Annotated in this window: 25 protein-coding genes and 1 riboswitch; of the genes, 12 read left to right on the forward strand and 13 right to left on the reverse strand. The window is 69.0% G+C overall.

The window, feature by feature from the left end:
• The first annotated feature begins 11 nt into the window (after positions 1 to 11).
• On the forward strand, positions 12 to 602 hold the full coding sequence (locus STROP_RS13040) for a copper resistance CopC family protein (RefSeq protein WP_012013816.1): 591 nt from the start codon (positions 12 to 14) through the stop codon (positions 600 to 602).
• Positions 603 to 688: 86 nt separating this feature from the next.
• Here STROP_RS13040 and STROP_RS13045 read toward each other — a convergent pair whose 3' ends face one another.
• The 7 genes from STROP_RS13045 to STROP_RS13075 form a co-directional block, all read right to left on the reverse strand.
• Positions 689 to 1,543 (reverse strand): energy-coupling factor ABC transporter ATP-binding protein, encoded by an 855-nt coding sequence (locus STROP_RS13045; RefSeq protein ID WP_162872428.1) that lies wholly within the window; start codon positions 1,541 to 1,543, stop codon positions 689 to 691.
• Positions 1,537 to 2,277, reverse strand: a complete 741-nt coding sequence (gene cbiQ / locus STROP_RS13050; RefSeq protein WP_026274854.1) for a cobalt ECF transporter T component CbiQ — start codon at positions 2,275 to 2,277, stop codon at positions 1,537 to 1,539. Before cbiQ ends, STROP_RS13045 begins: the two co-directional genes overlap by 7 nt.
• A 1-nt stretch (position 2,278) precedes the next feature.
• On the reverse strand, positions 2,279 to 2,590 hold the full coding sequence (locus STROP_RS13055) for an energy-coupling factor ABC transporter substrate-binding protein (protein WP_012013819.1): 312 nt from the start codon (positions 2,588 to 2,590) through the stop codon (positions 2,279 to 2,281).
• Positions 2,587 to 3,267: an energy-coupling factor ABC transporter permease gene (locus tag STROP_RS13060; RefSeq protein WP_012013820.1), complete on the reverse strand. Its 681-nt coding sequence runs from the start codon at positions 3,265 to 3,267 to the stop codon at positions 2,587 to 2,589. Before STROP_RS13060 ends, STROP_RS13055 begins: the two co-directional genes overlap by 4 nt.
• Before the next feature lie 29 nt (positions 3,268 to 3,296).
• Positions 3,297 to 3,467, reverse strand: a riboswitch (cobalamin riboswitch).
• Between the two features lie 105 nt (positions 3,468 to 3,572).
• Positions 3,573 to 4,388 (reverse strand): SAM-dependent methyltransferase, encoded by an 816-nt coding sequence (locus tag STROP_RS13065; protein ID WP_012013821.1) that lies wholly within the window; start codon positions 4,386 to 4,388, stop codon positions 3,573 to 3,575.
• Complete coding sequence (locus tag STROP_RS13070) at positions 4,385 to 5,977, reverse strand: radical SAM protein (RefSeq protein ID WP_043535374.1); 1,593 nt, start codon at positions 5,975 to 5,977, stop codon at positions 4,385 to 4,387. The genes STROP_RS13065 and STROP_RS13070 overlap by 4 nt, the downstream gene beginning before the upstream one ends.
• A gap of 151 nt (positions 5,978 to 6,128) precedes the next feature.
• On the reverse strand, positions 6,129 to 6,692 hold the full coding sequence (locus tag STROP_RS13075) for a PadR family transcriptional regulator (protein WP_026274853.1): 564 nt from the start codon (positions 6,690 to 6,692) through the stop codon (positions 6,129 to 6,131).
• Positions 6,693 to 6,948: 256 nt separating this feature from the next.
• Between STROP_RS13075 and STROP_RS13080 the strand changes: the two genes are divergently transcribed.
• Positions 6,949 to 7,974: an LLM class F420-dependent oxidoreductase gene (locus tag STROP_RS13080; protein ID WP_026274852.1), complete on the forward strand. Its 1,026-nt coding sequence runs from the start codon at positions 6,949 to 6,951 to the stop codon at positions 7,972 to 7,974.
• 98 nt (positions 7,975 to 8,072) lie between these two features.
• Here STROP_RS13080 and STROP_RS13085 read toward each other — a convergent pair whose 3' ends face one another.
• Positions 8,073 to 9,164, reverse strand: coding sequence for a Zn-dependent alcohol dehydrogenase (locus STROP_RS13085; RefSeq protein WP_012013825.1), 1,092 nt, complete (start codon positions 9,162 to 9,164; stop codon positions 8,073 to 8,075).
• A 99-nt stretch (positions 9,165 to 9,263) separates the two neighbouring features.
• Between STROP_RS13085 and STROP_RS13090 the strand changes: the two genes are divergently transcribed.
• Complete coding sequence (locus tag STROP_RS13090; RefSeq protein ID WP_012013826.1) at positions 9,264 to 9,938, forward strand: TetR/AcrR family transcriptional regulator; 675 nt, start codon at positions 9,264 to 9,266, stop codon at positions 9,936 to 9,938.
• A 75-nt stretch (positions 9,939 to 10,013) separates the two neighbouring features.
• Complete coding sequence (locus STROP_RS13095) at positions 10,014 to 10,940, forward strand: SDR family NAD(P)-dependent oxidoreductase (RefSeq protein WP_012013827.1); 927 nt, start codon at positions 10,014 to 10,016, stop codon at positions 10,938 to 10,940.
• Positions 10,941 to 11,064: 124 nt separating this feature from the next.
• Here the strand turns inward: STROP_RS13095 and STROP_RS13100 are convergent, their stop codons facing one another.
• Positions 11,065 to 12,573 (reverse strand): aldehyde dehydrogenase family protein, encoded by a 1,509-nt coding sequence (locus tag STROP_RS13100; RefSeq protein WP_026274851.1) that lies wholly within the window; start codon positions 12,571 to 12,573, stop codon positions 11,065 to 11,067.
• Positions 12,574 to 12,822: 249 nt separating this feature from the next.
• Between STROP_RS13100 and STROP_RS13105 the strand changes: the two genes are divergently transcribed.
• The 4 genes from STROP_RS13105 to STROP_RS13120 all read left to right on the forward strand — a co-directional run bounded on the left by STROP_RS13105 (position 12,823) and on the right by STROP_RS13120 (position 16,297).
• Complete coding sequence (locus STROP_RS13105; protein ID WP_026274850.1) at positions 12,823 to 13,569, forward strand: enoyl-CoA hydratase family protein; 747 nt, start codon at positions 12,823 to 12,825, stop codon at positions 13,567 to 13,569.
• A 31-nt stretch (positions 13,570 to 13,600) separates the two neighbouring features.
• On the forward strand, positions 13,601 to 14,443 hold the full coding sequence (locus STROP_RS13110; protein ID WP_012013830.1) for a CoA transferase subunit A: 843 nt from the start codon (positions 13,601 to 13,603) through the stop codon (positions 14,441 to 14,443).
• Positions 14,440 to 15,171 carry a CoA-transferase subunit beta gene (locus STROP_RS13115; protein WP_012013831.1) on the forward strand — a complete coding sequence of 244 codons (732 nt, stop codon included), beginning with the start codon at positions 14,440 to 14,442 and terminating at the stop codon, positions 15,169 to 15,171. The genes STROP_RS13110 and STROP_RS13115 overlap by 4 nt, the downstream gene beginning before the upstream one ends.
• Before the next feature lie 64 nt (positions 15,172 to 15,235).
• Positions 15,236 to 16,297: an NAD(P)H-dependent flavin oxidoreductase gene (locus STROP_RS13120; protein WP_012013832.1), complete on the forward strand. Its 1,062-nt coding sequence runs from the start codon at positions 15,236 to 15,238 to the stop codon at positions 16,295 to 16,297.
• Here the strand turns inward: STROP_RS13120 and STROP_RS13125 are convergent.
• Positions 16,281 to 17,414, reverse strand: coding sequence for an acetyl-CoA C-acetyltransferase (locus STROP_RS13125; protein ID WP_012013833.1), 1,134 nt, complete (start codon positions 17,412 to 17,414; stop codon positions 16,281 to 16,283). The genes STROP_RS13120 and STROP_RS13125 overlap by 17 nt on opposite strands.
• Before the next feature lie 58 nt (positions 17,415 to 17,472).
• Between STROP_RS13125 and STROP_RS13130 the strand changes: the two genes are divergently transcribed.
• The 3 genes from STROP_RS13130 (at position 17,473) to STROP_RS13140 (ending at position 21,796) form a co-directional block, all read left to right on the forward strand.
• Positions 17,473 to 18,678, forward strand: a complete 1,206-nt coding sequence (locus STROP_RS13130; RefSeq protein WP_012013834.1) for an acyl-CoA dehydrogenase family protein — start codon at positions 17,473 to 17,475, stop codon at positions 18,676 to 18,678.
• A complete protein-coding gene (locus STROP_RS13135) occupies positions 18,675 to 19,799 on the forward strand; it encodes an acyl-CoA dehydrogenase family protein (protein WP_012013835.1) in 1,125 nt (374 codons plus the stop codon). The genes STROP_RS13130 and STROP_RS13135 overlap by 4 nt, the downstream gene beginning before the upstream one ends.
• Positions 19,800 to 20,164: 365 nt before the next feature.
• Positions 20,165 to 21,796 (forward strand): GMC oxidoreductase, encoded by a 1,632-nt coding sequence (locus STROP_RS13140; protein ID WP_012013836.1) that lies wholly within the window; start codon positions 20,165 to 20,167, stop codon positions 21,794 to 21,796.
• Between the two features lie 36 nt (positions 21,797 to 21,832).
• On the opposite strand, the gene STROP_RS13145 is transcribed toward STROP_RS13140, so the two are convergent.
• Complete coding sequence (locus STROP_RS13145; protein WP_012013837.1) at positions 21,833 to 23,059, reverse strand: cytochrome P450; 1,227 nt, start codon at positions 23,057 to 23,059, stop codon at positions 21,833 to 21,835.
• Between the two features lie 114 nt (positions 23,060 to 23,173).
• Here STROP_RS13145 and STROP_RS13150 point away from each other — a divergent pair, with 114 nt between their 5' ends.
• Complete coding sequence (locus tag STROP_RS13150; protein ID WP_012013838.1) at positions 23,174 to 24,337, forward strand: steroid 3-ketoacyl-CoA thiolase; 1,164 nt, start codon at positions 23,174 to 23,176, stop codon at positions 24,335 to 24,337.
• Between the two features lie 38 nt (positions 24,338 to 24,375).
• On the opposite strand, the gene STROP_RS13155 is transcribed toward STROP_RS13150, so the two are convergent.
• Both STROP_RS13155 and STROP_RS13160 read right to left on the reverse strand, forming a co-directional pair.
• Positions 24,376 to 25,167: an SDR family oxidoreductase gene (locus tag STROP_RS13155; protein WP_012013839.1), complete on the reverse strand. Its 792-nt coding sequence runs from the start codon at positions 25,165 to 25,167 to the stop codon at positions 24,376 to 24,378.
• Positions 25,164 to 26,324, reverse strand: a complete 1,161-nt coding sequence (locus STROP_RS13160; protein WP_012013840.1) for an acyl-CoA dehydrogenase family protein — start codon at positions 26,322 to 26,324, stop codon at positions 25,164 to 25,166. Before STROP_RS13160 ends, STROP_RS13155 begins: the two co-directional genes overlap by 4 nt.
• Positions 26,325 to 26,409 lie beyond the last annotated feature (85 nt).

Here is a 26,409-nt window from a genome sequence, read left to right on the forward strand (position 1 = left end):
ACAGGAGAACCATGCGGACCAGCACCCGCCCGAGACCCGCCGGCTTCCTCGCCGCCGTCCTCACCGCCGCCGCGCTGCTGCTCGTACCGGCCTCCCCAGCCGCCGCGCACAATTCCCTGAAGGCCACCACTCCGGCCAAGGACGCCGAGCTGGACGCGGCGCCGACCGAGATCACCCTGGAGTTTCTCCAGCGGCTCGATCCAGCGTTCACCACCATCATTCTCTCCGACGCCGCGGAGCAGAAGGTGCCGACCAGCGAACCCGTGGTTACCGGGACGAAAGGCACAATAGGCATCGAGGGCACTTTGGCGAACGGCACCTACACCGTCGCGTACCGGGTGGTCTCCGCCGACGGGCACCCGGTCCAGGGCTCGTACGCGTTCACCGTCGCCGACCCCGCCGGCACCGAGGCGCCGGTACCGTCGCCCCCCGCTACGACGCCGACCGAGCCCGCGTTGGCCAGCCCGGCGGCGGCGACCGGTGACGACGGCGGTGGCGGTGGCGGTGGAATCGGCGCCCCGGCGGTGGTCGGCGGTGGAATCCTGTTGGTGCTGATAGCCGGCGCCCTGGTGCTATTACGCCGCCGACGCGGTACGACCTGACCAAGGGGTGTCAGGCGGCGCCGAACGCCGCCCGACACCCCTTGGAGCCCGCTCCCTGCGGCATCAGCGCCGTCACCGCCGCCGCGCTACGGCGGCGACCGGTCGTCTGGCCCATCACCGTTGAGCAGCACGGCGAGTTCGGCCGCGGCGCGGGGGCGGGCCCCCGCCAAATCCGGGATCCGGTCCAGGAGCCGGTGCACCAGCGGCGCCCACGCCGGCACCAGGTGCGCCGCCGCGAGCAGCTCCCCATCGGCAAGCCCGTCCGCCGTGGCTACGGTGCGCACGCTGCCGTCGGAGACCACGGCAACCGCATCCGCCCAGCGGAAGGCGAGGTCGACATCGTGGGTGGAGAGCACCACCGTCGTACCCGCGGTGTGCAGGTCGTGCAGGGTCCGCAGCAGAGTTTCCACCCCGGCTGGGTCGAGCCCGGCGGTCGGTTCGTCGAGAATCAGTAGCCGCGGGTGCATCGCGACCGCGCCGGCGATGGCCACCCGCTTGCGCTGGCCGTAGGAGAGCAGATGGGTCGGTCGGTCGGCAATCGCCAACACACCGAGTGCCGCCAGCGCCGCGTCGCAGCGCCGCCGCACCTGCTCGGCCGGCAGGCCCAGGTTGACCGGTCCGAAGGAGACATCCTGCCGGACGTTGGCGGAGAAGAGCTGGTCGTCCGGGTCCTGCACCACCAGTTGCACCTGCTGCCGCAGCTCCCGCAGGCCGGCCCTGGTGTGCCGCACCCGGGTACCGGCGACGGCAACCTGGCCCGCGGCGGGCCGCAGCGAGCCGGCCGCCAGCCGGAACAGAGTGGTCTTGCCGCCGCCGTTCGGGCCCAGCACGGCCAGCCGCTGACCCGTGTCGACCCGGAGGTTGACGCCGGTCAGGACCGGCTGACCCGACTGGTAGGCGAAGCTCACCCCGTCGAACTCCAGCAGTGGGGCGCTCACCAGGGAGACCCCGGCCCGGTGGTGACCGTGACGATCGTGGCGAGCAGCACCGTGGTCGCCGCGACGAACGGCACCGACACCCGGTGGGCCTCCACCTGCACGGCGAGTGAACCGGTGTAGCCCCGTACTGCCAGTCCTTCCTCCAGCCGCCGCGCCCGGCGCAACGCCCGGACGAACACCGCCCCCGCCTGACCGGCCAGGGACCGGTAGGTGGTCCGCCAGGTACGGAAACCAAGCCGCGCCGCCTGCGCCTGCCGGACCGCACGCACGCTCTCCACCAGCAGGAAGAGCATCCGGTACGTCAGCGCGGCAATCTCGGTGACCGCCGGGGGGATCCCCAACCGATGCAGTCGTGGCAGGACGTCCGACAGCGGTGTGGTGGCGCTGAACAGCAGCAGGCAGGTCAACGCCGCCACAGACCGGCCCGCGGTCTGCGCCGCCACCGACAGGCCCACGGGGTCAATGGCCAGCCGGGCTGGAGCCGACATCGACACCAGCAACGGGACGGTCGACGTGGCCACGAAGAGCAACGGGACCCGGGCCGCCCGCAGCACCACGACCAACGGCACCCGTGCGGCGGCCAGCAGCACCGCCGCCGCTCCACCGGACAAGAACGCGCCGGGCCAGGTGGGCAGGGCCACCGCGCAGACCAGCAACCCGAGCGCGAGCAGCGCCTTCTCGGCGGGATGCCGGGTTCGCCAGGGGCCGGTATGCGCGGCGACGTCGAGGGCAAACACGCTAACCGCGCTGCCGGTCGGCAGCATCGCGCTGCCGGGTCCGAGCAACGCCGAAGTAGTAGCCGAGCAGGCCGGCACCGAGCGCGGCCTGGACGGCGAAGAGTCCCGACTCCACCTCGGCCGACGGCGGCTCGTAGATCGGCGAGAACCACGGCTGGTAGTCGGGGTGGTCGTCCACGATGGCCTGCTCAGCAAGGGCGTCCGCGCCGGAGAAGGGCTCCTCCCCCGACCCGAGGCCGAACGCCAGCGGCACCACCGCCAGGAACAGCACCGCGAGCAGCAGCAGCAGGTTGATCCAAGAGAAGCGCCTCATACCCGCACCTCCGCCACCGGACGCAGCAGCCCGAGCCGGCGCAGGTCATCCCCACTGGTCCGGCTCAACAGGCGGACCACCAGAACGGTCAGCAGCCCCTCGCTGATCGCCAGCGGAATCTGGGTCACGGCGAAAATCCCACCGAACTTCGCCAGCGCACCGACGATGCCAGACATCGGGTCGGGGAACGCCAGGGCCAGCTGGGCGACGGTGACACTGTAGGTCGCCAGGTTGCCCAGGGCCGCAGCGGCGAACACCGCCGGGCCCAGGCCGCCGCCGGCGCGACGGACCACGGTGTAGCTCCCGTACGCCACCCAGGGGCCGACGATCGCCATCGAGAAGACGTTCGCGCCCAACGTACTCAGCCCGCCGTGTGCCAACAGCAGCGCCTGGAACAGCAGAACGATGCCGCCCAGCACGCTCATCACCGGCGGGCGGAACAGCACCGCCCCCAGCCCGGTGCCAGTTGGATGGGAACTCGACCCGGTCACCGACGGGATCTTCAGTGCGGACAGCGCGAAGGTGAAGGCACCGGCCGCTCCGAGTAGCAGTTTCGAATCTGGATCTGCACGGACCTGCCGGACCAGGGCCCGACTCCCGTGGACGACGAATGGCGCGGACACGACGAACCACGCCACGGCTTGTTCCGGAGGGAGATACCCCTCGGCGATATGCATCGAACGACCTTCCCTTCCAGCACCTCGTGGATGAGATCCGTGTCAAGGCCGGTCTCCTGGCTTCCGGATCGACGTTCACTCCAGCCTTCCCAGGCCTGGTTGGCCCAGTGGCATAGTCAGAGATCACTACCCGGTCACAGTGGCGAGGGCCGCGCCGGTCTTCCACCGGCTTCCCGTGCACCTTGACGGCGAGAGGCTATCGGGCGGCTGCCCGGACGGCAAGCTGTCGGTTCACACTGATCGACGCGCGCCTCCGCCACGCGCAACGCCCCGACGCCACGCTCTCCGCCGCGGGCCAGGAGGATTCAGCGCGGGCCAGACTCCGGCTTTCTGGCCGTCAGCATGGCGTAGCCGAGGACACCGTCGGCGACCGCGGCACGGGCCGCGGCCAGAACCGCCGGGGCACGGGCGAAGTCCAGGCCGAGTGCCGCAGCCTCGTCACCAGCGGTCATCCGCAGCACGGTCAGGCGCGCCTCGATCTGGTCGATCATCGTGGTGACCGCATGGTCGCGCCGTTCGGCGTGGGTTGTGGTCAACCCCGCGTCGGCCAGCAGGGCAACGTACTCGTCGAGGGGACGCGCATCGGCAACACAGGCGATCCACGCCCCCAATCCGGTCAGTTCAGATGGCAGCCGGTCGGGGACGGCGATGACATCGGCCATCCCCAGTCGACCGCCCGGGACCAGCACCCGGGCCAGTTCCTCGGCCGCCGTGGGCTTGTCCGGGAAGGTGCAGAAGGCGCATTCACAGACCACCACGTCAACCGTGTGTGAGTCGGCGCTGAGCCGCTCGGCGTCTCCCTGCTGGAACCGCACCCGGTCGGCGAGCCCGAGGGAACGGGCCGCCCGGGTGGCGGCCGCGACATTGGGACCGGCAAGATCCACACCGGTCACCGTGCAGCCGTACTCGGACGCCAGCAGCAACGCGCTCGCACCCCGTCCGCTCGCCACGTCGAGCACGCGTTCACCGCTGCTCAGCGCCAGTCGGGCGGCGAGTCGACGGGTCAGCGGCGAACCGCCGGGATGGTAGGCCTCGCCGAGGAGCAGGGCGACCAGGTCCGAACCGTAGACCGCGGCGCAACAACTCTTCGGGTACGCCGCGGGCTCACTCGCCGACGTCACCGGATCCGCCGCCCGACGTTGGTGGCGTCCGGTGCCACCCGCCGCCCGGCGGCACCACCGTCGGAACGCTGCGCGACCTTCGACCCGTACGGGGAGTCGGTGATCATCGAGCGCAGTACGAGTGCGTTGGGCACCACGTCGGCGACCGGCACCCCGGACATCTGCTCGCGGACCTGTTCCCGGTAGCCGACCGAGTTGTAGGCGCAGAACGGGATCAATCTACCGTCCGGGGTGATCTCCTCGACGCAACACTTCATCAGCTGCCGCACATTGAGCGTGTACGGGTCCTGGAAGTCCTGGATCACGACCATGAAGGCACGGTCGGTTAGGTCCGCGACCGCCTCGGGCAGGTTGACTCCGCAGGCGTCGGCGCAGTCCAGCGCCGCGGCGGTCTGGGCGAGGCGTGCGCTGGTCGTGTCGGTGCCCATGAACGCCGACGCCGACCACAGCTTCTCCAACGCCTCCCGGACAGCAGGGTCCGGCACCACCCGGTTGGCGACGTAGTCCAGGTAGTCCGCCACATCGAGCAGCCGGGGAATCGGCACCACCGCGAAGTCCTCGGCGCCGGGCGTTCCCGAGGTGAGCAGATAGGTGATCGACCGGCAGGTCGGAAAGCAGCACGGCACCGGGAAGAAGTCCTCGGCCCGGAACCAGTCGGGCCGCTGCCGCGCGACGAGATGGATGATGTCGGAGTTGGTCAGCCGGGTCAGTGGGTCGAAGGGCGTGTGCCGGCCGGAGTGGGTGACCGGCTGGAACGAGACGCTGCGCACCGCCGGGTGGGCGAGGCCGTGGCTGATGATCGCACCGAGTTCGTGCTCGTTGAGCCCCCGTTCGACCGCGGCCACCAGGGTGACGGTCAAGCCGACCTCGGCACAGTTGTCCAACGCTCGCTGCTTGATCTTGCGCAGGTCCCGACCGCGGATCTCCCGGTGTGTTCGCTCGTCGAACCCGTCGAACTGCAGGTAGATGTTGACCGTACGGCCCGGGCGGTTCCGCTCGCCGAGTGCCGCCACGAACGCCTGATCACTGGCGAGCCGGATTCCGTTGGTGTTGAGGTTGACCGCCCGAATCGGGCGGGCCTGTGCAGCGTCGACGAAATCCAGGATCTGTCGATGGATGGTGGGCTCTCCGCCGGAGAACATCACCACTTCGGCCTCGCCCTCACTCGCCACGAAGACATCGAGCATCTGCTCACACTGTGCGAGGTTGATGGAGTACCCATCGGTCTGGTGGCCGGAGTCGGCGAAGCAGATCGGGCAGTCGAGGTTGCAGCCGGTGTTGACCTCGATAATGCCCAGGCAAGCATGCTGCTTGTGTTCCGGGCACAGCCCACAGTCCGCCGGGCAGCCGTCGCGTACCTCGGTCTGAAAGGTCAGCGGGATCGTGCCGGGCTTGTTGAATCGGGCGCTGTCGAGGTACATCCGCGCGTCGCCGTACACCAGTGCCTCGAACTGGCCGTGCTCCGGGCAGCGCTTACGAAGATAGACCTTGTCGTCACGGAGGTTGACCTGTCCGTCGACAACAACCTTGCACACCGGGCAGATCGACTTTGTGTACTCGACGAACACCTCATCCCGGTCCCGCTTCATGGCTCTCACCATTCCACGGCGCACTGCCCCGGCACGCCGGCTTGGTCGAATACCGCCCGGCGTGGGCTGACCGGGCCGGCGACACCCCGGCCCCGTGCTGAGGGCCGGAGCGGCAGCACCTGGCACCGGCGGGTCACCTGGCGGTAACGGGTCAACCTGGCACTGGCGCGCGGGCGCGGAGCAGGGCCGCCACCCACTCACACCACTCACGATTCTCCTGCTCGAAGCGACGCCCCCGCAGGCAGGTGAGGTACGGCCCGATCTGGTCACTCTCGCGCAGGAACGTCTCCTCGGTCAGGTCACCGCGCAGCTGCCGGAGCGTCCGGTCAAAGAGTTCCACCTTGGCAGCGGCGATGCCCGCGCGCTCCTCGAGCTGGGCGATGACCGGTGCCGGGTCGAGCCGGTCAACGGCCTGGACCATGACAAGCAGATCCTCCCGAATGGACGAGGGCTTCGACGGCACTGCGGCGAAGGCGGCCAGTTCGGCGAGGCCGGCGGGGGTGACCGTGAACAGCCGCTTGTTGGGACGGTCGTGCTGGATGACCTGGCGACCGGCGATCAGCCCCGCCCGTTCCAGCTTGGCCAACTCGGCATAGAGCTGCTGGGGCACCGCGTACCAGAAGTTGGAGAAGGAGACGTCGAAGATCTTGGCTAGCTGGTAGCCGCTGTACTCACCATCGAGCAGCACCGCCAGCACCGCGTGCCGCAGCGCCATGGTCAGACCTCCCACTCCGAGTGATGACGGATGTCGGCGGGCCGGCACCGCGTCCCGCCGGCTCTTCCCCCGACCAGTACTCAATGATATGACTATTCCTGTTGATGACTACCGGTGGCAGTCCTCCCTACCGTCACCGCCGCCCACCGTCACCACTGCTCACCGTCACCACTGCCCACCGTCACCACGCGGAACGAGGCGGCCCCCACCGGCCGCTCTACCCCGGGACCCCCCGGTGACCTGGAAGGACACCCCGATGAAGCTTGGCTACACGACCGGCTACTGGTCCTCCGGGCCACCCGAGGGCGTCACGGCGGCCATCGCCGAAGCCGACCGGCTCGGCTTCGACTCCATCTGGTCCGCCGAGGCCTACGGATCGGACTGCCTGACCCCCCTCGCATGGTGGGGGGCGAGCACCTCCCGTGTCCGGTTGGGCACCAACATCATGCAGCTGGCCGCCCGCACTCCGACCGCCGCGGCGATGGCCGCGCTCACCCTCGACCACCTCTCCGGCGGCCGGTTCGTTCTCGGGCTCGGTGTCTCCGGCCCCCAGGTCGTCGAGGGGTGGTACGGCCAGCCGTATCCGCGACCGCTGGCCCGCACCCGGGAGTACGTCGAGATCGTCCGTGCTGTCCTCGCCCGGTCTGGGCCGGTCGAGCACGACGGCGACTTCTTCCAACTACCGCATCGCGGCGGCACCGGCCTGGGTAAGCCGCTGAAGTCCACCGTCCACCCGCTGCGCGCCGACATCCCGATCTTCCTCGCCGCCGAGGGGCCGAAGAACGTCGCCTTGGCCGCCGAGATCGCCGATGGCTGGCTACCGCTGTTCTTCTCCCCCAAGGCGGACAGCTTCTATCGGGCCGCGCTGGCCGAGGGCTTCGCCCGACCCGGCGCCCGCCGCGACCTGGACGCGTTCGAGGTCGCCGCGACCGTACCGATCGTCGTCCATGACGACATCGAGTGGGCGGCGGACCGGCTCCGACCCTTCGTCGCGCTCTACGTGGGCGGCATGGGAGCCAAGTCAGCCAACTTCCACCGAGATGTCATCGCCCGCCTCGGGTACGAGAAAGAGTGCGATGTGATCACCGAGGCGTACCTGGCAGGCGACAAGAAGCGGGCCGCGGCCGCCGTGCCGACCGCGCTGGTCGAGGACATCGCACTGATCGGCCCGGTCGCCAAGGTCCGAGACGAGCTGCAACGATGGCGCGAGACCGTGGTCACCACGCTGCTCGTCCAGGGCAACGCCCAGCAGCTACGCCAGATCGCCGAGTTGGTGGGCTGAGCACCCGTCCCGCCGATCACGGCCCCGGTTGGCCCACCTGCCGGCCCCTCGCCGCATGGTGGGTCACCGGGGTTGTTGCATCGATCCGCACCGGTGGGTCAGCTGGCGCCGTCGTAGCAGATGACCTGCCGGATTACGTCGCCGCGACCGAGAGCGGCGAAGGCGTCCCCGACGTCCTCCAGCCGCAGACGGTGCGTGATCATCTCACTCAGGTCGAGTCGGCCGGCCCGCCAGAGGCCGAACATGCGGTCAAAGTCTCGGGGCGCCTGCGACGCACCGTAGAGCGAGGAAGTGATGGTCTTTCCCTCGAACAACAGCTCGAAGGGACTGAATGCGACCTGCTGGTCGGATCGGCCAGCGCCCACGACCACCACCGCCCCACCCCGACGTGCCGCAGTCCACGCCGCACGTAGCGTCTGCGGCACGGCCACCACGTCGAAGACGGTGTCGAAGCCCTCACCGTCGGTAAGCTGGGCCGACAGCTCGCTTAAAGTCTCCGGGCCGCACCCGTGGGTTGCCCCGAAGCGCAGCGCTGTCTGCTGCTTGGCCTCGACCGTGTCGACCGCGACGATGACCGCGGCGCCAGCAAGCCGCGCTCCCTGAATCGCGGCAATTCCCACGCCGCCGCAGCCGATCACCGCGACGGCTGCGCCCGGCTCGACCCGGGCAGTGTTGATCACGGCACCGACGCCGGTCATCACGCCACAGCCGACCAGGGCGGCAACCTCGTACGGCACGTCGGGGGCCACCTTCACGGCACCGGCGCGGGGAATCACGATCTCTTCGGCAAAGGCACCACACCCGGCCATCGCGAACACCGGAGTCTGGCCGGCCAGAAAGCGCGGTTGGGCGTAGCCGGCCAGCACGTTGGCCAGGCACAGGTAGGACTCCCCCCGCGCGCAGGAGGGGCAGGACCCGCAGGCGGGCAGCCAGTTGACCACGACCCGGTCCCCCTCAGCCAGGTCCTCCACCCCATCCCCCACCGCGACGACATCGCCGGACGCCTCGTGCCCCAGCACCACGGGCATCGGGTGCGGCAGCACCCCGTCGCGCGTTGAGCGGTCGGAGTGACACACCCCGGCCGCTCGAACCCTGATCCGGACCTCCCCCGCACCTGGCCCGATCACCGTCACGTCATCCCGAATCTCGACCTTGTCGTCACCCACCGTGTGAAAGATCGCCGCCCGCACGAGATCACCTCCAAAAGTGAAACCTGTTCTAGCCTAGGGGTCGACAAGGGCCCGAGCAAGCGGCTGGGGCGCAGCCGGGGCGACCGGCATAATTCGACCGTGACCACAAAGAAAGCCAGTAGCACGAGCCTGCCGTCGGAGCGTCGCAACCACCTCGTACGCCTCGCCGGGGAGCTGTTCGCCGAGAAGGGCTTCCGGGCCACCACCGTGCGTGAGATCGCCGACGCGGCAGGCATCCTCTCCGGTAGCCTCTACCACCACTTTGACTCCAAGGAGTCGATCGGGGACGAGATCCTGTCCGGCTTCCTCAACGAGGTGCTCGCCGGATACCGCGAGGCGGTCGCCGAACCAGACGACCCGCGCAGCACGATCGAGCAGTTCGTGCGCTCCAGCACAGCGACGCTGGCCCGGCATCGCGCCGCCCTGACGATGCTGCAGAACGACTGGAGCCACTTCCGCGCCATGCCCCGCTTCGACTACCTGCGTACCGCCACCCGGGAGATCGAACACCTCTGGGTCGACCAGTTAGAGCGAGGGAAGCAGAGTGGTCTGTTCCGCTCCGACCTGGACGCCAAGCTGACCTACCGACTACTGCGGGACGTGTTGTGGATCCCGACCCGGTGGGGGCAGAACGGCAGCAACAGCTGGGATGGCGACCAGATCGCCGACGCGGTCCTCCGCCTGATCTTCGATGGCATCCTCGCTCCGGGCAACAGCTCGTCTGGGGCGTCGCGGGCGGATCGCTCGCGTCGGGCGAAGCCGGCAGGAAGCTGATACGCTACCAAGCAAGCGATTGGTCACCGATCTGCCCGGCGGAGCCACCGACTGCCTGCGGACGAGGGAGCACCAATGACAGATCAGCAGTTCACACTGGATGGCACCGTCGCGATCGTGACCGGTGCGGGCAACGGTCTGGGGCGTGCGGAAGCCCTCGAACTGGCGGCGAGTGGGGCCCGGCTCGTCCTCAACGACCTACCCGGCGAGGCCATCACGGCAGTGGCCGCCGAGATCGCGGCTGCGGGCGGCGAGGCCACGGTGTGCACGGGTGACATCGGCGAGTGGTCGACCGGTGAGTCCCTCGTGAACGCGGCTCTCGACACGTACGGCCGGCTGGACATCTTGGTCAACAACGCCGGCGTCCTCCGCGACCGCATGGTCTTCACCATGTCAGCGCAGGAGTGGGATCTCGTCCTGCGGGTACACCTGCGGGGTCACTTCGTGACCACTCGCTTCGCCACCGCCTACTGGCGCGAGCGCAGCAAGACACTCGGCACCCCCGTGTACGGTCGGATCATCAACACCTCCTCCGAGGCGTTTCTGCTCGGCTCGCCCGGCCAGCCGAACTATGCCGCTGCGAAAGCCGGCGTCGTGGCCCTCACCGTCGCGACCGCGCGTAGCTGCGCCCGGTACGGTGTCCGGGCCAACGCCATCTGCCCGCGAGCGCGCACCGCAATGACCAGTGAGCTCATGGGGCCTTCTCCCGATGACGCGACTGATCCGTTGTCTCCCACGCATGTCGCACCGCTCGTGCGGTACCTCGCCAGTCCAGCCGGAGATCCGATCAACGGCGAGGTCTTCGTCATCCACGGTGGCGTGGCCGCGGTGCTGGCGCCACCCACCGTGCGCGCGAGCTTCCACACCGATGACGAGTCCTGGTCGCCATCCGCCCTACACGACGCCCTGGGACCGCTGTTCGGTGACAAGGCCTCCGAAGCGGGATTCGTCTGCGAGGCCACCTTGCCGCTGGCGACGACCACGTTCGGCGAGAGCCGGTAGCCAGACGCGGTGGGGTCGCGCCGGAGGCGGTTGAGGCCGTGGCCTCAACCGCCTCCGGTCGCCGGTCGCCGGTCGCCGGTCGCCGACCTGGATACCTGCCGGGTCGGCGACGACGGTGAGCCACCTACATGAGCTCATCCGTGGTGGGCAGGAGGACGGTCTTCATCTCGGTGAACGCCTCTGCCGAGCCGCGCCCGCCCTCCCGTCCGAGGCCGGACTGGCCGAAGCCGCCAAAGGCTGCATGCGGCTCCACCTGGTAGCCGTTGACGCCGACAGTTCCCGCCCGCACCGCTCGGGTGAGGCGCATCGCCCGCTTCACATCGCTGGTCCACACCGTGGCGGCGAGTCCGTACTCGGTGTCGTTCGCCAGGCGCACCGCCTCTTGCTCGTCGGTGAACGGCGTCACCCCGAGCACCGGGCCGAAGATCTCCTCGCGGGCGATGGTCATGTCGCTGGTCACGTCGGCGAAGAGCGCCGGCGTCACGAAGTTGCCGGCAGCCAGCTCTCCCCCAACCCGTTCGCCGCCGCAGACCAGGCGGGCCCCCTCCGCCTGTCCCTTTCCGACGTAGCCGAGCACGCGGTCGAGCTGTCGTACATTGATCAAAGGCGAGGCAGTGGTCTCGGCATCGAAGGGATCCCCATAGTTCACCAGGGCGGTCGCACCGGCGGCAATCGACAGGAAGTCGTCGTAGACCTCCCGCTGAACCAGCGCTCGGGTGTGGGCCACGCAGACCTGGCCGGACAGTCCGACAGTGACTGTTCCCATGGTCAACGCCGCTGCGGCGTAGATATCGGCATCGGCGAAGACGATCGATGGGCTCTTTCCGCCGAGTTCCAGACTCACCCTGGTGATCCGGTCCGCGGCAGCGTGCAAGATGCGCCGGCCGACGGCACGGCTACCCGTGAAGGTGACCTTATCTACCAGCGGGTGGGTTACCAGCGCCTCGCCGGCCGTTTCCCCGGGCCCGGTCACCACGTTCAGCACACCCGGCGGAACGCCGGCCTCCTCGAGAATCCGCACCAGTCGCAGCACCGCGAAGGTGGCGTACTCCGACGGCTTCAGCACCACGGTGCACCCAGTGGCCAACGCCGGCGCCAGCTTCTGCGCCGCCAGCAGAAGGGGCGCATTCCATGGGATGACCGCCGCCACCACCCCAATCGGCTCCCGCAGGGTGAAGACCATGTGGTCACCGCCCTGGTAGGGCGACAGCGTCTCGCCACCGAGCTTGTCGACCCAGCCAGCGTGGTGATCGAAGATGTCGGCCGCGCACTCGGCCGACATTGCGTAGGCGTCACCAAAGCTCAACGGAACACTGTTGTCGAGCGCCTGGAGTGCAAGCAGTTCGTCGGTGTGCTCACGGATGAGGTCAGCGGTCCGCCGCAGCACCCGAATGCGCTCCTTCGCCCGGCTACGGGGCCAGGGCCCCTCGTCGAAGGCAGTTCGGGCGGCGCGGACGGCAGTGTCCACGTCGGCCACATCCGCGACCGCGAACTCCCCCACCTCCTCGCCCGTCGCCGGATGCAGGTGCACCCACGTCCGGCCGTCAAGCGATGGTCGCCAGTCACCCGCGAGGAGCAGTTCCCCCCGGGTCAGCCCCACCGCGTCCCGTCGTGACTTGATCGAGAGAACCATGTCCACCTCCACGGTTGACCAGGTATAACATGTTCTATTTCTCGGCAGGATACGCCGAACCTGTGGGCACTGCCAGGCTCCGTGACGCATCGATACCTGCACAGACTTCGTGATAGATTCACGCCAAGCAAGCGCTAGGTTCGGCGACACTCCGTGTCTCTGACCGTCGCGGAGAATCCGATGAGTTCCATTGTGGAGCAATTGGGAGATTCCGGTACGGAGCAACCGGTGGATCTGGAGGCGTCAACGATGGGCATCGACATTCGCGGCGACGGACGGATCACTGAGGTGGTCATCGACATTCCCCCGGTCAACGCCCTTGCGAGCGACGACTGGTTCGCACTGACCGATGCCATCCACACCGCCGCGGCCAGCCCCACTGCGGCGGCCGTGATCCTCACCTCTGAGGGGCGAGGATTCTGCGCCGGTGTGGACCTCAGGGAGCTCCAGCACCGCACCGACCACGCGGCACTGATCGGCGTCAACCGGGGCTGCTTTGCCGCCTTCACCGCCGTCTACGAGTGTCCGGTGCCGGTGGTGGCAGCTGTCCACGGCTTCTGTCTGGGCGGCGGTGTCGGCCTCGCCGGCACCGCCGACATCGTCGTGGCCGCCGACGATGCCACCTTCGGACTACCCGAGGTGGACCGGGGTGCGTTGGGCGCCGCGACGCACCTGTCCCGGCTGGTGCCGCAGCAACTCATGCGGGCGATGGTCTACACCTGCCGGCGAATCACCGCGCAGGAGCTGCGGACGTTCGGGTCGGTGCTCGAGGTGGTGCCACGGGATCGACTGCTGGCCGCGGCCCGCCGCGTGGCCGAGGAGATCGCGGCCAAAGACCCCGTCATCATTCGTCGGGCGAAGGAGTCACTCAACGGGATCGACCCCATTGACCTCAAGCGATCCTACCGCTACGAGCAGGGCTTCACCTACGAACTGAACCTCGCTGGCGTCTCCGACGGAGCCCGACAGAGCTTCTTCGACCGAAGAAGTCACTGACCGACCGACGAGGGAGGGTGGCCTGACCACCATGGCCGACAAGGTAATGAGCATCGCGGAGGTAGTCGGCGAGTTGCGCTCCGGCATGACGATCGGTATCGGAGGTTGGGGGTCACGTCGTAAGCCGATGGCACTGGTCCGGGCCATCGCCCGGTCCGCCCTCACGGATCTCACCGTCGTCTCCTATGGCGGACCTGACGTCGGCCTGTTGGTGGCGGCGGGGCGGGTGCGGCGAGTGGTGACCGGGTTCGTCTCCCTTGACAGCATCGCCCTCGAACCCCACTTTCGCCGAGCCCGGAAGTTGGGTGCCGTCGAGCTGACCGAGTTGGACGAGGGAATGGTGCACTGGGGGCTGCTCGCCGCCGCACGGCGACTGCCCTACCTGCCGATCCGGGCCGGACTGGGCTCCGACGTCCTACGGGTCAACCCCGAACTCCGTACGGTGCACTCCCCCTACTCCGACGGTGAAGAGCTGGTGGCGATGCCCGCCCTCACCCTGGACGCTGCGCTCGTGCACCTGAACCGGGCCGACCGCCAGGGCAACGGGCAGTACCTGGGCCCGGACCCGTACTTCGACGACCTCTTCTGCCTCGCCGCTGCCCGGAGCTTCATTTCCTGCGAGCGGTTGGTCGACCCGGCCGAGCTGCGCTCCGGCGGCCCCGTGCAGAGCCTCCTGATCAGCCGAATGATGGTTGACGGGGTCATCGAGACCCCACACGGAGCGCACTTCACCAGCTGCGTGCCGGACTACGGCCGCGACGAGGCGTTCCAGCGCGAGTACGCGGAATCCGCTGCCAGCCCGCAGGCCTGGAGCCGATTCCAGGATCGATACCTCGGTGCGGACGAGGCCCACTACCAGCGGGCCGTGTCGTGACCGGGGCCAGCCGCGCCGAGGTCTGCATCGTCGCCTGCGCCGAGGCGTGGCGTGGCGACGGCGAGATCCTGGCCAGCGGCATGGGACTGATCCCCCGCCTGGGCGCCTGGTTGGCTCGCCACACCTTCGCTCCCGACCTGGTGCTCAGCGACGGCGAGGCCGAGTTGGTCGGTGACGACGGGGCGGAGGGATGGCTTCCCTACCGCGCGGTGTTCGGCATCGTCGCCGCTGGTCGGCGCCACGTCATGATGGGTGCCAGTCAACTGGACCGATACGGCAACCAGAACATCTCCTGCATCGGCTCCTGGGCACACCCCACCGCCCAGCTACTCGGTGTGCGCGGCGCCCCGGGGAACACCATCAACCACCCGACCAGCTACTGGGTGCCACGCCACAGCCGACGGGTCTTCGTGGACCGGGTCGACATGATCTGCGGCATCGGCTACGACCAGGCCGCTGACCTCGGCTCCCCGGGCAACCGGTTCCACGAGATCCGCGTGGTGGTGACGGACCGGGCGGTCCTCGACTTCCAGTCACCGGATCGCGGGATGCGGTTGCGCTCGGTGCACCCCGGCGTCAGCGTCGACGACGTCGTGGCCGCCACCGGCTTCCCGTTGCATCTGCCGGATCAGCTGCCGGAGACCAGAACCCCCAGCGATCGTGAGCTACGGCTCATCCGCGAGCAGCTGGACCCGGCCGGGCTGCGAGATCACGAGCTGGGTCGGTGAATCCCACCGCGCCTCACCCGGAGGCCGTTCCCACCCGCCTGGTGCCGACAGCAGGGAGACAACAATGCACCCAGCACTGCGCACCCGGCTGACCGAGTTGGTCGGTGTCCGGTACCCCATCGTGCAGACCGGCATGGGTTACGTCTCCGGTGCCCGGCTGACCGCGGCGACGGCCCAGGCCGGCGGCCTCGGCATCATCGCCTCGGCCACGATGCACCTCGACGAGTTGCGCTCCGCGATCCACGAGGTGCGTCGACGCACCTCCGCACCGTTCGGGGTCAACCTGCGCGCCGACGCGACGGACGTACGGGAGCGGGTCGAGTTGGTCATCGCGGAGTCGGTCCGGGTCGTCTCGTTCGCGCTCGCACCGCGCCGCGACCTCGTCCGCAGGCTCCGCGACGCCGGGGTCATCACCATCCCGTCCGTCGGCGCCCTCCGGCACGCGGAAAAGGTGGCCGCCTGGGGCGCGGACGCCGTCCTGGTCCAGGGCGGCGAGGGTGGTGGGCACACGGGGACGGTCCCCACCAGCCTGCTCCTCCCCCAGGTGGTGGACGCGGTCGACATTCCGGTGGTCGCGGCCGGCGGCTTCTTCGACGGCCGCGGCCTGGTCTCGGCCCTCGCCTACGGCGCGGCGGGAATCGCCATGGGCACCCGATTCCTGTTGACCAGCGACAGCCCGGTCGGATCGGCGGTGAAACAGGCCTATCTAGACAGCGGTCCCACCGGCACGGTGGTCACCAGGCAGGTCGATGGAGTACCCCACCGGGTTCTCCGGACCCGGTTCGTCGATCGACTCGAACGATCGGGGCGGATCAGCACACTGGCCCACGCGCTCGGGCGGGCCCTCGTGCTGCGCCGACTCACCGGAGTGCCCTGGCCGACTCTGATTCGGGACGGCTTCGCCGCCCGACGCAGCCGCGAACTCTCCTGGTCCCAGACGCTGATGGCTGCCAACACCCCGGTCCTACTCCGGGCGGCGATGGTGGACGGCCGAGCCGACCTCGGGGTGATGTCTGCCGGGCAGGTGGTGGGGCTGATCGATGACCTACCCTCGTGCGCGGAACTCATCGACCGGATCGTGGCCGAGGCAGCCGACTGCCTTTCCCGGCTTACAACCGCTCAATGACGGTCACGTTCGCCTGGCCGCCGCCCTCGCACATCGTCTGCAACCCGTACCGGCCACCGGAGCGGTCCAGCTCGTGCAGCAGGGTGGTCATCAGCCGCGCACCGGTCGCGCCGAGCGGGTGCCCGAGGGCGATCGCCCCACCGTTGACATTGACCCGACCCAGGTCCGCACCGGTTTCTCGCAGCCAGGCGAGCACCACGCTGGCGAACGCCTCGTTGATCTCGATCAGGTCGATCTGGTCGAGCGTCATCCCGGCCCGCCGCAACGCGACCTCGGTTGCCCGAATCGGCGCGGTCAGCATCAGCACCGGATCGTCGCCCCGGGCGCTGAGATGGTGGACACGGGCCCGGGGCGACAGCCCGTGCACGCGTACTCCCCGCTCGGAGGCGACCAGCACGGCACTGGCCGCGTCCGCGATTTGGCTGGCGAGAGCCGCGGTGGTCGTCCCGTCGGGGCGTAGTGGAGCGAGGGTGGCCATCGCTGTCAGGGAGGTGTCCGGTCGCGGGCACTCGTCGACCGTGCAGCCGTCGCAGGGCACGATCTCAGCGGTGAACCGTCCCGCCTCCCGGGCGCGGACGGCCCGCTCGTGACTGAGCAGCGCGTACTGTTCCATTTCTGGACGGGTGATCCCCCACCTGGCAGCGATACGGTCCGCGCTGCGGAACTGGGAGATCTCTTCCTCGCCATAGCGAGCCGCCCACCCGACGGAACCGGCGTACGGGCCGCGCGGGGCCATCGCACTCGCGATCGCCACCTGACTCATGCTCTGGACCCCACCGGCGACCACGAGGTCCGCCGTGCCGGCCAGGACAGCCTGGGCGGCGAAGTGCACCGCCTGTTGGGACGAGCCACACTGTCGGTCAACGGTCACACCGGGCACCTCCTCTGGTAGGCCGGCCGCCAGCCAACACGTGCGGGCGATGTCACCGGACTGGGGCCCGACAGTGTCCACGCAGCCGAAGACGACGTCATCGATTGCGGCCGGATCCACCCCCACTCGGTCCAGCAGGGCCGCGATGACCTGACCGCCAAGGTCTGCGGGGTGCACCCCGGCCAGCCCACCACCGCGCCGCCCCACCGGGCTGCGCACCGCGTCGACAAGGTACGCCTCGCTCATCGTCGCCTCCTCCAGTATGCTAGAACACGTTCTAAATCTAGCCGAACGGGGCAGCGCCATGCACCTCACCTACTCGGTCGATCAGCAACAACTCCGGTCACAACTGCGTGCGTACTTCGCCGAGCTGATGAGCCCCGACATCCGAGAAGCGCTCACGATGACCGACGGCGAGTACGGCGACGGGACGGTCTACCGCGACATCGTGCGGCGCCTGGGCCAAGACGGCTGGCTGACGCTCGGCTGGCCCCGGGAGTATGGCGGCAGTGACCGGTCCATGCTGGATCAACTCATCTTCACCGACGAGGCGGCGGTCGCGGGTGTGCCGGTTCCGTTCCTGACCATCAACACGATCGGGCCGACGCTGATGCGCTTCGGCACCGAGCGACAACGCGCCGAATACCTGCCCCGGATCGCCGCCGGCGAACTGCACTTCTCGATCGGCTACTCCGAGCCGGAGGCGGGCACTGATCTGGCCGCCCTGCGCACCACCGCGGTCCGTGACGGCGAAGCCTACGTCGTCAACGGCCAGAAGATGTGGACCAGCCTCATCCAGTATGCGGACTACGTCTGGCTGGCCTGCCGCACCGCACCAGAGGCGCCCCAGCACGAGGGACTCTCCATCCTCATCGTGTCGACCGACGCGAACGGCTTCTCGTGGACTCCGGTGCGTACCGTCGCTGGACCGACCACCAGCGCCACCTACTACACGGATGTCCGGGTGCCGCGCTCCGCGCTGGTCGGCGCAGAGAATCAGGGATGGCCGCTGATCACGAACCAGCTCAACCACGAGCGGGTCGCGCTCACCTCGGCAGCCCCGATTCGACACGCGCTAGGCGAGGTACGGGACTGGGCCCTCGCCACCACCCTGCCGAGCGGACAGCGGGTCATCGACCAGGAGTGGGTCCAGCTACACCTGGCCCGCGTGCACGCCAAGGCCGAGTTCCTCAAGGTCTACAACTGGCGACTCGCGGCCGAGTCAGCCACCGGTATCGACCCGGCCGCCGCATCGGCTACCAAGGTCTACGGCACCGAGTTCGCCATCGAAGCGTACCGGCTTCTCATGGAGGTACTCGGCACGAACGCGTCGGTACGGCAGGGGTCCCGCGGTGCCCTGCTGCGCGGTCGGGTGGAGCGGCTGCACCGCTCCGCCCTGATCCTCACCTTCGGTGGCGGCACCAACGAGGTGCAGCGGGACATCATCGCCACCGTCGGCCTGGGTCTGCCGGCGGCCCGCCGGCGCCGTCAACGGCAGGAGCAGTCATGAGATTCACCCCAGGCGAAAGTCACCGCGACCTCGCCCTGCTTACCCGGCAGATCCTCACCGACCGGGTCACCGTCGACCGGCTCCGGGACATCGAGGCGAAGGACATCTGCCTGGACCGACCGCTCTGGCAGGAGCTTGCCACGGCGGGAGTGCTCGCCGCTGCGCTACCCCGCCGGGCGGGAGGTGACGGGCTCGGCCTCCTGGAGCAGTGCGGCGTCCTGGTCGAGGTGGGTCGGAGTGTCGCCCCCGTGCCCTACCTGTCCAGCATCGTCACCGCGGCGGCCGGGCTGGCCACCTTTGGTGACGAGCGACAACTCAGCCATTGGGTCACTCCTGCCCTGAAAGGGTCCGTGATCCTGACCGCCGCCCTCGCGGAGGGCGCGGTACACGCCGAACGCGTCGCCGGCCGTTGGGTGCTGACCGGCGCGAAGACGACCGTGCCGGCCGCACCGGACGCCGATCTGGTGCTGGTGCCGGCCAAGGTCGACGGCGCGACCGCGGTCTTCCTGGTCTGCTCCGACGACCCGGGGGTGACCGTGGAGCCGCAGCAGGTGGCAGGGGGCGAGGGGGCTGGCTGGATCGACCTGGCCCGGGTGGCCCTTCCCGACGGCCGGCTACTCGGCACCGTCGCGGACGGCGAGACAATCGCCGCCTGGCTCACCACCCGGGCCACCGTCGGGTCCTGCGCCGTCCAGCTTGGGGTGACCGAGCGGGCTCTGGAGCTAACCGCGGAGTACGTCCGCACCCGGATCCAGTTCGGTCGTCCGATCGGCACCTTCCAGGCGGTGGCACAGCGGCTCGCCGACGCCTACGTTGATGTCGAGGCGATCCGGCTCACGCTCTGGCAGGCGGCTTGGCGGCTCGCCGAAGGGTTGCCCTGCCCAACCGAGGTGGCGACGGCCAAATTCTGGGCCGCCGACGCCGGACACCGGGTCGCGCACACCGCCGTCCACCTCCACGGCGGCGTAGGAATCGACCTTGACCACCACCTGCATCGCTACTTTCTCGCCGCGAAGCACCACGAGTTCCGACTGGGCGGCGCCACCGCCCACCTACGGGCGATCGGGGCCGCCCTCACCTCGACCGACCTGGAGAACCACGATGGCCCGGTCGATGAGTGACCTGCCCCCACCGCCTGAACCCGTGCGACGCCGCGGGTGGCCACGACCAACCGCCTCCTGGGTCTGACCCACGAGGCGTTGACGGCACGCAGAGTACACCATAGATTGATATTCATGAATTTAATCGAAATCATCTGGCGTTCCTAACAGCGGCTACCACCCGTGGCCGGGCCGGATCGCGTGGACGACCTGCGCGCGTGCGGTCGGCAACCGGCAACCCGGTCAGCTACTTGATGGTCAAACCGATCGATACGGCGAGCCAGCAACACCAGGCGGGAGGTCCGAGCCGGGGGACGGTCGGCGAGGCCGGCTCGACAAATGGGCATCGGGCACCGATCACGACCAGCGACATGAAGGGGCCGAGCATGACAGGTACGAGCCTTTCCCGACGTGGCCTGCTAAGGGCCACCACGCTCGGCGCCGGCGTCGCCGTCGCTGGGGTCGCACTAGGCCAGCAGGCGGCCCAGGCGGGTGGTCCGGTACCCGCGTTGGCCGGGAAGACCGCCGTGGTCATCGGCAGTGGCTTCGGCGGGGCGGTCGCCGCTTACCGACTCGGCCAGGCCGGAGTGGTGACCACGGTGTTGGAACGAGGTCGCCGCTGGGACGTGGACGGCTCCGGCAACACGTTTTGCAGCATCAATGAGCCCGACTGGCGGTGTGGCTGGTTCCTGGACCGCCCGCCATTGGGAATCAACCTCGGCGCGAGGATCGAACAACGGGCCGGGTTGATCGCCCGACACGACGGAGATGGAATCTCGGTGCTGAGCGGAACCGGAGTTGGCGGCGGCTCCCTCGCCATCGGGATGTTCCTACCGCAGCCGCGGCGCAGCGAGTGGGAGCAGGTGTATCCGACCGAGGTCGGATACGACGAGATGAACGATGTCTACTGGCCACGGGCCCGGCAACGCCTCGGTGCGACGCCAATTCCCGAGGATGTGCAGAGCACCGGCCCCTACCGGGGAGCCCGAGCCTGGCTCGACTACCTGTCCGAGTTCAAGCAGACCCCCCTCCCCATTCCGTTCGCCGTCGACTGGGACGTGATCCGCGCCGAGCTCGCCGGTGACACCGTGCCGTGCCACACGATCGGTGAGGGCCCGTACGGCAGCAACTCCGGGGCGAAGAACAGCGTGGACCGCAACTACCTCGCCTGGGCCGCTGCGACCGGCAACGTGACCACACTGGCGTTGCACGAGGTCACCGAGATCCATGAGGTGTCCGGTCAGGACAAGTTCGAGATCCGGTGCCGACAGATCGACGAGCACGGCTCGGTCCTCTCCACGAAGACCTTCGTCTGCGACTACCTGTTCATGGCCGCCGGCTCCGTCTACACCACCTCCCTGCTGCTCACCTCCCAGGCCAAGGGCTGGCTTCCCCGCCTGGTCAACCAGGAGGTGGGCAAGGGCTGGGGCAACAACGGCGACTTCCTGGTGACCCGGATCAACCTGCGAAAGGACGTCGGCTACGCCCAGGGCGGTCCGGGTAACGTCAAGTACATCGACGAGGACAACCCGTACGCACCCACCTCGATGGCGTGGGAGGCAGCACCTGTCCCCCGTTGGATGCCGCGTACCACGGCGCACCTGGTGACCAGCATGACTCCGGAACGTGGCGAGATTCGCTACGACGCGGCGACCGGGGCCGGTAAGGTGCACTGGCCGTACGGGACGCTGGAGACCACCTCCGAGAAGGCGGCGGTGAACCTGGTTACCCGGTTGTGGTGGCAGACCGAAGGCCGCAAGGGATACCTCCTGCACGGTCTGCCGACCTACGCCCGGGGTGTCGGCACCGGGCTCGGTGCCGCGAACACCTGGCATCCGCTGGGCGGCATGGTTATGGGCAAGGCCACCGACTTCGACGGTCGATGCGTCGACTACCCCAACCTCTTCTGCATCGACGGATCGCTCCTGCCGGGGTCAACCTGCCTGGCAAACCCTTCGCTGACCATCACCGCGAACGCCGAACGCTGCATGGACCGGTTCGTCGCCGCGCACTCCTGATCCGCGCGGGGGTCCGGCCCAGAGCCGGGCCCCCTTTCAGCGGTACCGCACCGGCATCTCTCGAATGCCGTTGATCCAGCCCGACCGCAGCCGCCGCGGTTCGGCCACCTTGCGGATGTCCGGCATGTGGTCGGCGATCGAATGAAAGATCAGTTCGATCTCCAGGCGGGCGAGGTTCGCGCCCAGACAGAAGTGCGCACCACTACCACCGAACCCCAGATGGGGATTGGGGCTACGGGTGATGTCGAACCGTTCCGGCTCCTCGAACACCGACTCGTCAAAGTTGGCCGACCCGTAGAAGAGCGCTACCCGTTGGCCGGCGGAGATGGCCTGCCCACCCAGCGTGGTGTCGACCAACGCGGTGCGTTGGAACACGTTCACCGGCGTGGCCCAGCGGATGATCTCCTCAACCGCGCTCCTGGGGCGCTCGGCCTTGAACAGTTCCCACTGTTCTGGGTGTTCGAGGAAGGCCAGCATGCCGTGGGTGATCGCGTTCCGGGTCGTCTCGTTGCCCGCGACCGCCAAGAGCATCACGAAGAAGCCGAACTCGTCAGTCGTCAGGTGCTCACCGTCGATCTGCGCGTTGACCAGCTTGGTCACCAGGTCGTCACTCGGGTTGAGCTGTCGCTCGTTGGCCATCTCCATCGCATAGGCGAGCAGCTCGGCTGCGGCGGTCAACGGATCCACGCCGTACGCCGGATCGTCGTAGCCGATCAACTGGTTCGACCAGTCAAAGACCTTGCGACGATGATGCTGCGGCACCCCGATCAGCTCTGCGATCGCCTGCAACGGTAGTTCGCAGGCGACGTCGGCGACGAAGTCACCCGTACCACGCACGGCCGCGTCCCGCACGATGCGCTCGGCCCGCTCCGCGAGGGATCCGCGCAATGCGTTGATCGCCCTGGGGGTGAAGCCACGGGAGACGATGGCACGCAGCTTGGTGTGCTCCGGCGGGTCGACATTGAGCATGATGACCCGCTGCATCTCGAGATCCGCCCGGGTGGTGCCCGGCTGGAAGCGGGCGATCGCGGTGTTTTCCCGGGTCGAGTAGGTGTCACTGTCCCGAGAAACCGCCATGACATCGGCGTACCGGGTGACCACCCAGTACCCGTCGTCGTCGAAGCCGGCCGAGCCCCTCGGTTGGACGTTCCACCAGACCGGGGCCGTCCGGCGAAGCTCGGCGAACTCCTCCCGAGGCACTCGACGCTCCAGGACGGCGGGGTCGGTGAAGTCAAATCCCACTGGAATACGCGGCTCAGTCATCGAACCTCCTACTGTAACCTGTTCTAATATTCAAACAGATCACATGTTGTTTCGACAACGTAACGTGAGCTCCGACGAGGAGAACACGTTCTCTCTGTCTGAAGGGACGGTGCGATGGGTACTCCGGTGATCGTTGACGCGGTTCGCACGCCGATCGGCAAACGCGGCGGCTGGCTGGCGGGGCTGCACGCCGCCGAGCTACTCGGCGCGGCACAACGCGCCCTCGTCACCCACGCGGACCTCGACCCGGACGCGGTCGAGCAGGTCATCGGCGGGTGCGTCACCCAGGGCGGCGAGCAGTCCAACAACATCAGCCGCACCGCTTGGCTTCACGCCGGCCTGCCATACCGGACGGGCTGCCTCACCATCGACGCCCAGTGTGGGTCGTCGCAGCACGCCGCTCATCTGGTCGCCGGTCTCATCGCCACCGACGCCATCGAGGTCGGCATCGCCTGTGGTGTCGAGGCGATGAGTCGGGTACCTCTGCGCGCGAATCTCGGCGTCCACGCCGGCACACCCCGGCCGGCCTCGTGGGACCTCGACCTACCTAACCAGTATGTCGCCGCCGAACGGATCGCCGTCCGGCGTGGACTGTCCCGCACGGCGGTGGACGAGTTCGGCGTACGCTCACAGGCAAAGGCAGCCCAGGCGTGGGCACAGCGGCACTACGACCGAGAGGTCGTACCCGTGACGGCGCCGGTTCTCGACGCCGAGGGACAGCCGACCGGCGAAACCCGCACGGTGGAGCGGGACCAGGGCCTGCGGGACACCACCCTGGTGGCCCTGAACCGACTGCGACCGGTGGTCGAGGGTGGGCTGCACACCGCCGGCACCTCGTCACAGATCTCCGACGGCGCCGCGTCGGTATTGTTGATGGAGGCCGATCGAGCTCGCGCGCTCGGTCTCCGCCCAAGGGCCAGGATCGTCGCCCAGTGCCTGGTCGGCGCCGAGCCCTACTACCACCTGGACGGCCCCGTGCAGGCGACCGAACGCGTGCTGGCCCGCGCCGGAATGAAGATCGAGGATATCGATCGGTTCGAGGTCAACGAGGCGTTCGCCGCCGTCGTGCTGTCCTGGCTGTCGGTGCACCGCGCCGACCCGGAGAAGGTGAACGTCAACGGTGGCGCGATCGCCCTCGGGCATCCGGTGGGCAGCACCGGGGCCCGACTGCTCACCACCGCCCTACACGAGTTGGAACGCACCGCCTCGCGCACAGCACTGATCACGATGTGCGCCGGTGGGGCCATGTCCACCGCGACCATCATTGAGCGCCTCTGACCACCGCGACGCCAGGGCACGGCTCGGGATCGCGGCACTCACGGATGCTGGCTACTGACCGACACCACCTCACCGGTGAGGTACGAGGCGTAGTCGCTGGCGAGGAAGGCCATGACGGCCGCGACCTCCCACGGCTGCGCCGCACGGCCGAACGCCTCCTGGTCGGAAAGCTCGGCGAGCAGGTCCGCACTGGTCACCTTCGACAGGTTGGGGTGCATGGCGAGGCTGGGCGCCACGGCGTTCACGCGGATGCCGTAGGGTGCCGCGTCCAGCGCCGCGCACCGGGTGAACGCCATCACCCCCGCCTTGGCAGCCGCATAGTGCGCCTGACCGGCCTGGGCCCGCCAGCCCAGCACCGACGCATTGTTGACCACCACACCACCGTGGCCCTGCACCAGCATCTGCCGTACCGCTGCCCGCGTACAACGGAACGTGCCGGTTAGCGTCACGTCCAGCACCCGCGACCACTCGTCGTCGGCCATCTCCATGACCGACGCCGTACCGCCGAGCCCGGCGTTGTTAATCATGACGTCCAGCCGTCCGTAGCCAGCCACGGCGGCGTTGACCAACGCCGCGACTGCCTGCTCGTCGGTTACGTCGCAGGGCATTGACCGAACCCGGCCCGGATAGTCAGCCGAGAGCCGATCGTGGCTCTCGGCGAGCCGCCGGACATGCTGGTCGCTGATCATGACGAACGCACCCTCGTCCAGGCAGCGTTCCACCACGGCCGCCCCGATCCCGGTCCCCGCCGCCGCGGTCACCACCACGACCTTCTCCGCGAGCAACTCCCGACCGGCCGGGCGGACCGGCGGCGGCCCCGGGGGCCTCATCCGCGGGCCTGTCGTGGCAGGCCGAGAACCCGTTCGGCGATGATGCCCCGCTGGATCTCGTCCGACCCGCCGTAGATCGTGTCCGCTCGGGCGAACAGAAAGAGTCGCTGCCAGTCGTCCAGTTCGTAGGGGGCGTCCCGGGCAACCGTTCCGGAGGCGCCGCGCACCCGCATCGCCACCTCGCCGAGTTGCTGATGCCACCGCGACCAGAGCAGCTTCACCGCGGACGCTCCCTGCCCTGGCCCGGCCTGGTCAGCCTCGGCCATCGTCCGTAGGGTGTGCGCGCGCAGCGCCCAGAGCCCGACAGCGGCGCGGGCCAGCAGGTCGCGCAGCTGTGGCTCACCGGCGACGCCGGTTTGCCGGGCGAGCGCCACCAGCCGGTCCAGCTCCCGCTGGAACCCGACCTGTTGGCCGAGCGTCGCCGCGCCTCGCTCGAACGCGAGGGTGCCCATCGCCACCCGCCACCCCTGGCCGACCTCACCGACAACCATGTCCCGCGAGGTACGTGCGCCGTCGAAGAAGACCTCGTTGAACTCCGATGTACCGGTCAGCTGACGGATGGGCCGCACCGTGATGCCGGGTTGCCGCATGGGCACGAGCAGATAGGAAAGCCCCGAGTGGCGCGGCCCGGTGCCGGCGGACTCGGTGCGGGCCAGAAGGAAGCACCAGTGCGCCACGTGCGCCAGTGAGGTCCACACCTTCTGCCCATCGATCACCCACTCGTCACCGACCAGTCGGGCTCGGGTCGCCACGGCGGCGAGATCAGACCCTGCCCCCGGCTCGGAGTATCCCTGGCACCACAGCTGTTCGACAGCTCGAATCCCGGGCAGGAAACGCCGGCGTTGCGCCGGCGTGCCGTAGGCGATCAACGTCGGGCCGAGTAGCTCCTCACCCAGGTAGCCGACGCGCGCCGGAGCGCCGGCACGGGCGTACTCCTCGTGGAAGGCGACCTGTTGGGCAAGCGTCGCGCCACGACCGCCGTGCTCGACCGGCCAGCCAAGACAGGTCCAGCCCGCGGCGGCCAGCCGGCGGTTGAACGCCAGCCGTTCACGGTATGCCTCGTGCTCCCGGCCCGGTCCGCCCGCGCCCCGCAGCTCGGCGCCGACATTCTCCGTCAACCAGGCGCGCACCGCCTGCCGGAACTCATCGTCGTGCACTGGTGTCACCTCCCGAAGCCCGCGTAGGCTCACCCTACCAAGCACTTGCTTGTGCTAGGAGGTGTTGATGGAGGCCGCATCCCCG

Source organism: Salinispora tropica CNB-440 (genome assembly GCF_000016425.1).
GTDB lineage: Bacteria > Actinomycetota > Actinomycetes > Mycobacteriales > Micromonosporaceae > Micromonospora > Micromonospora tropica.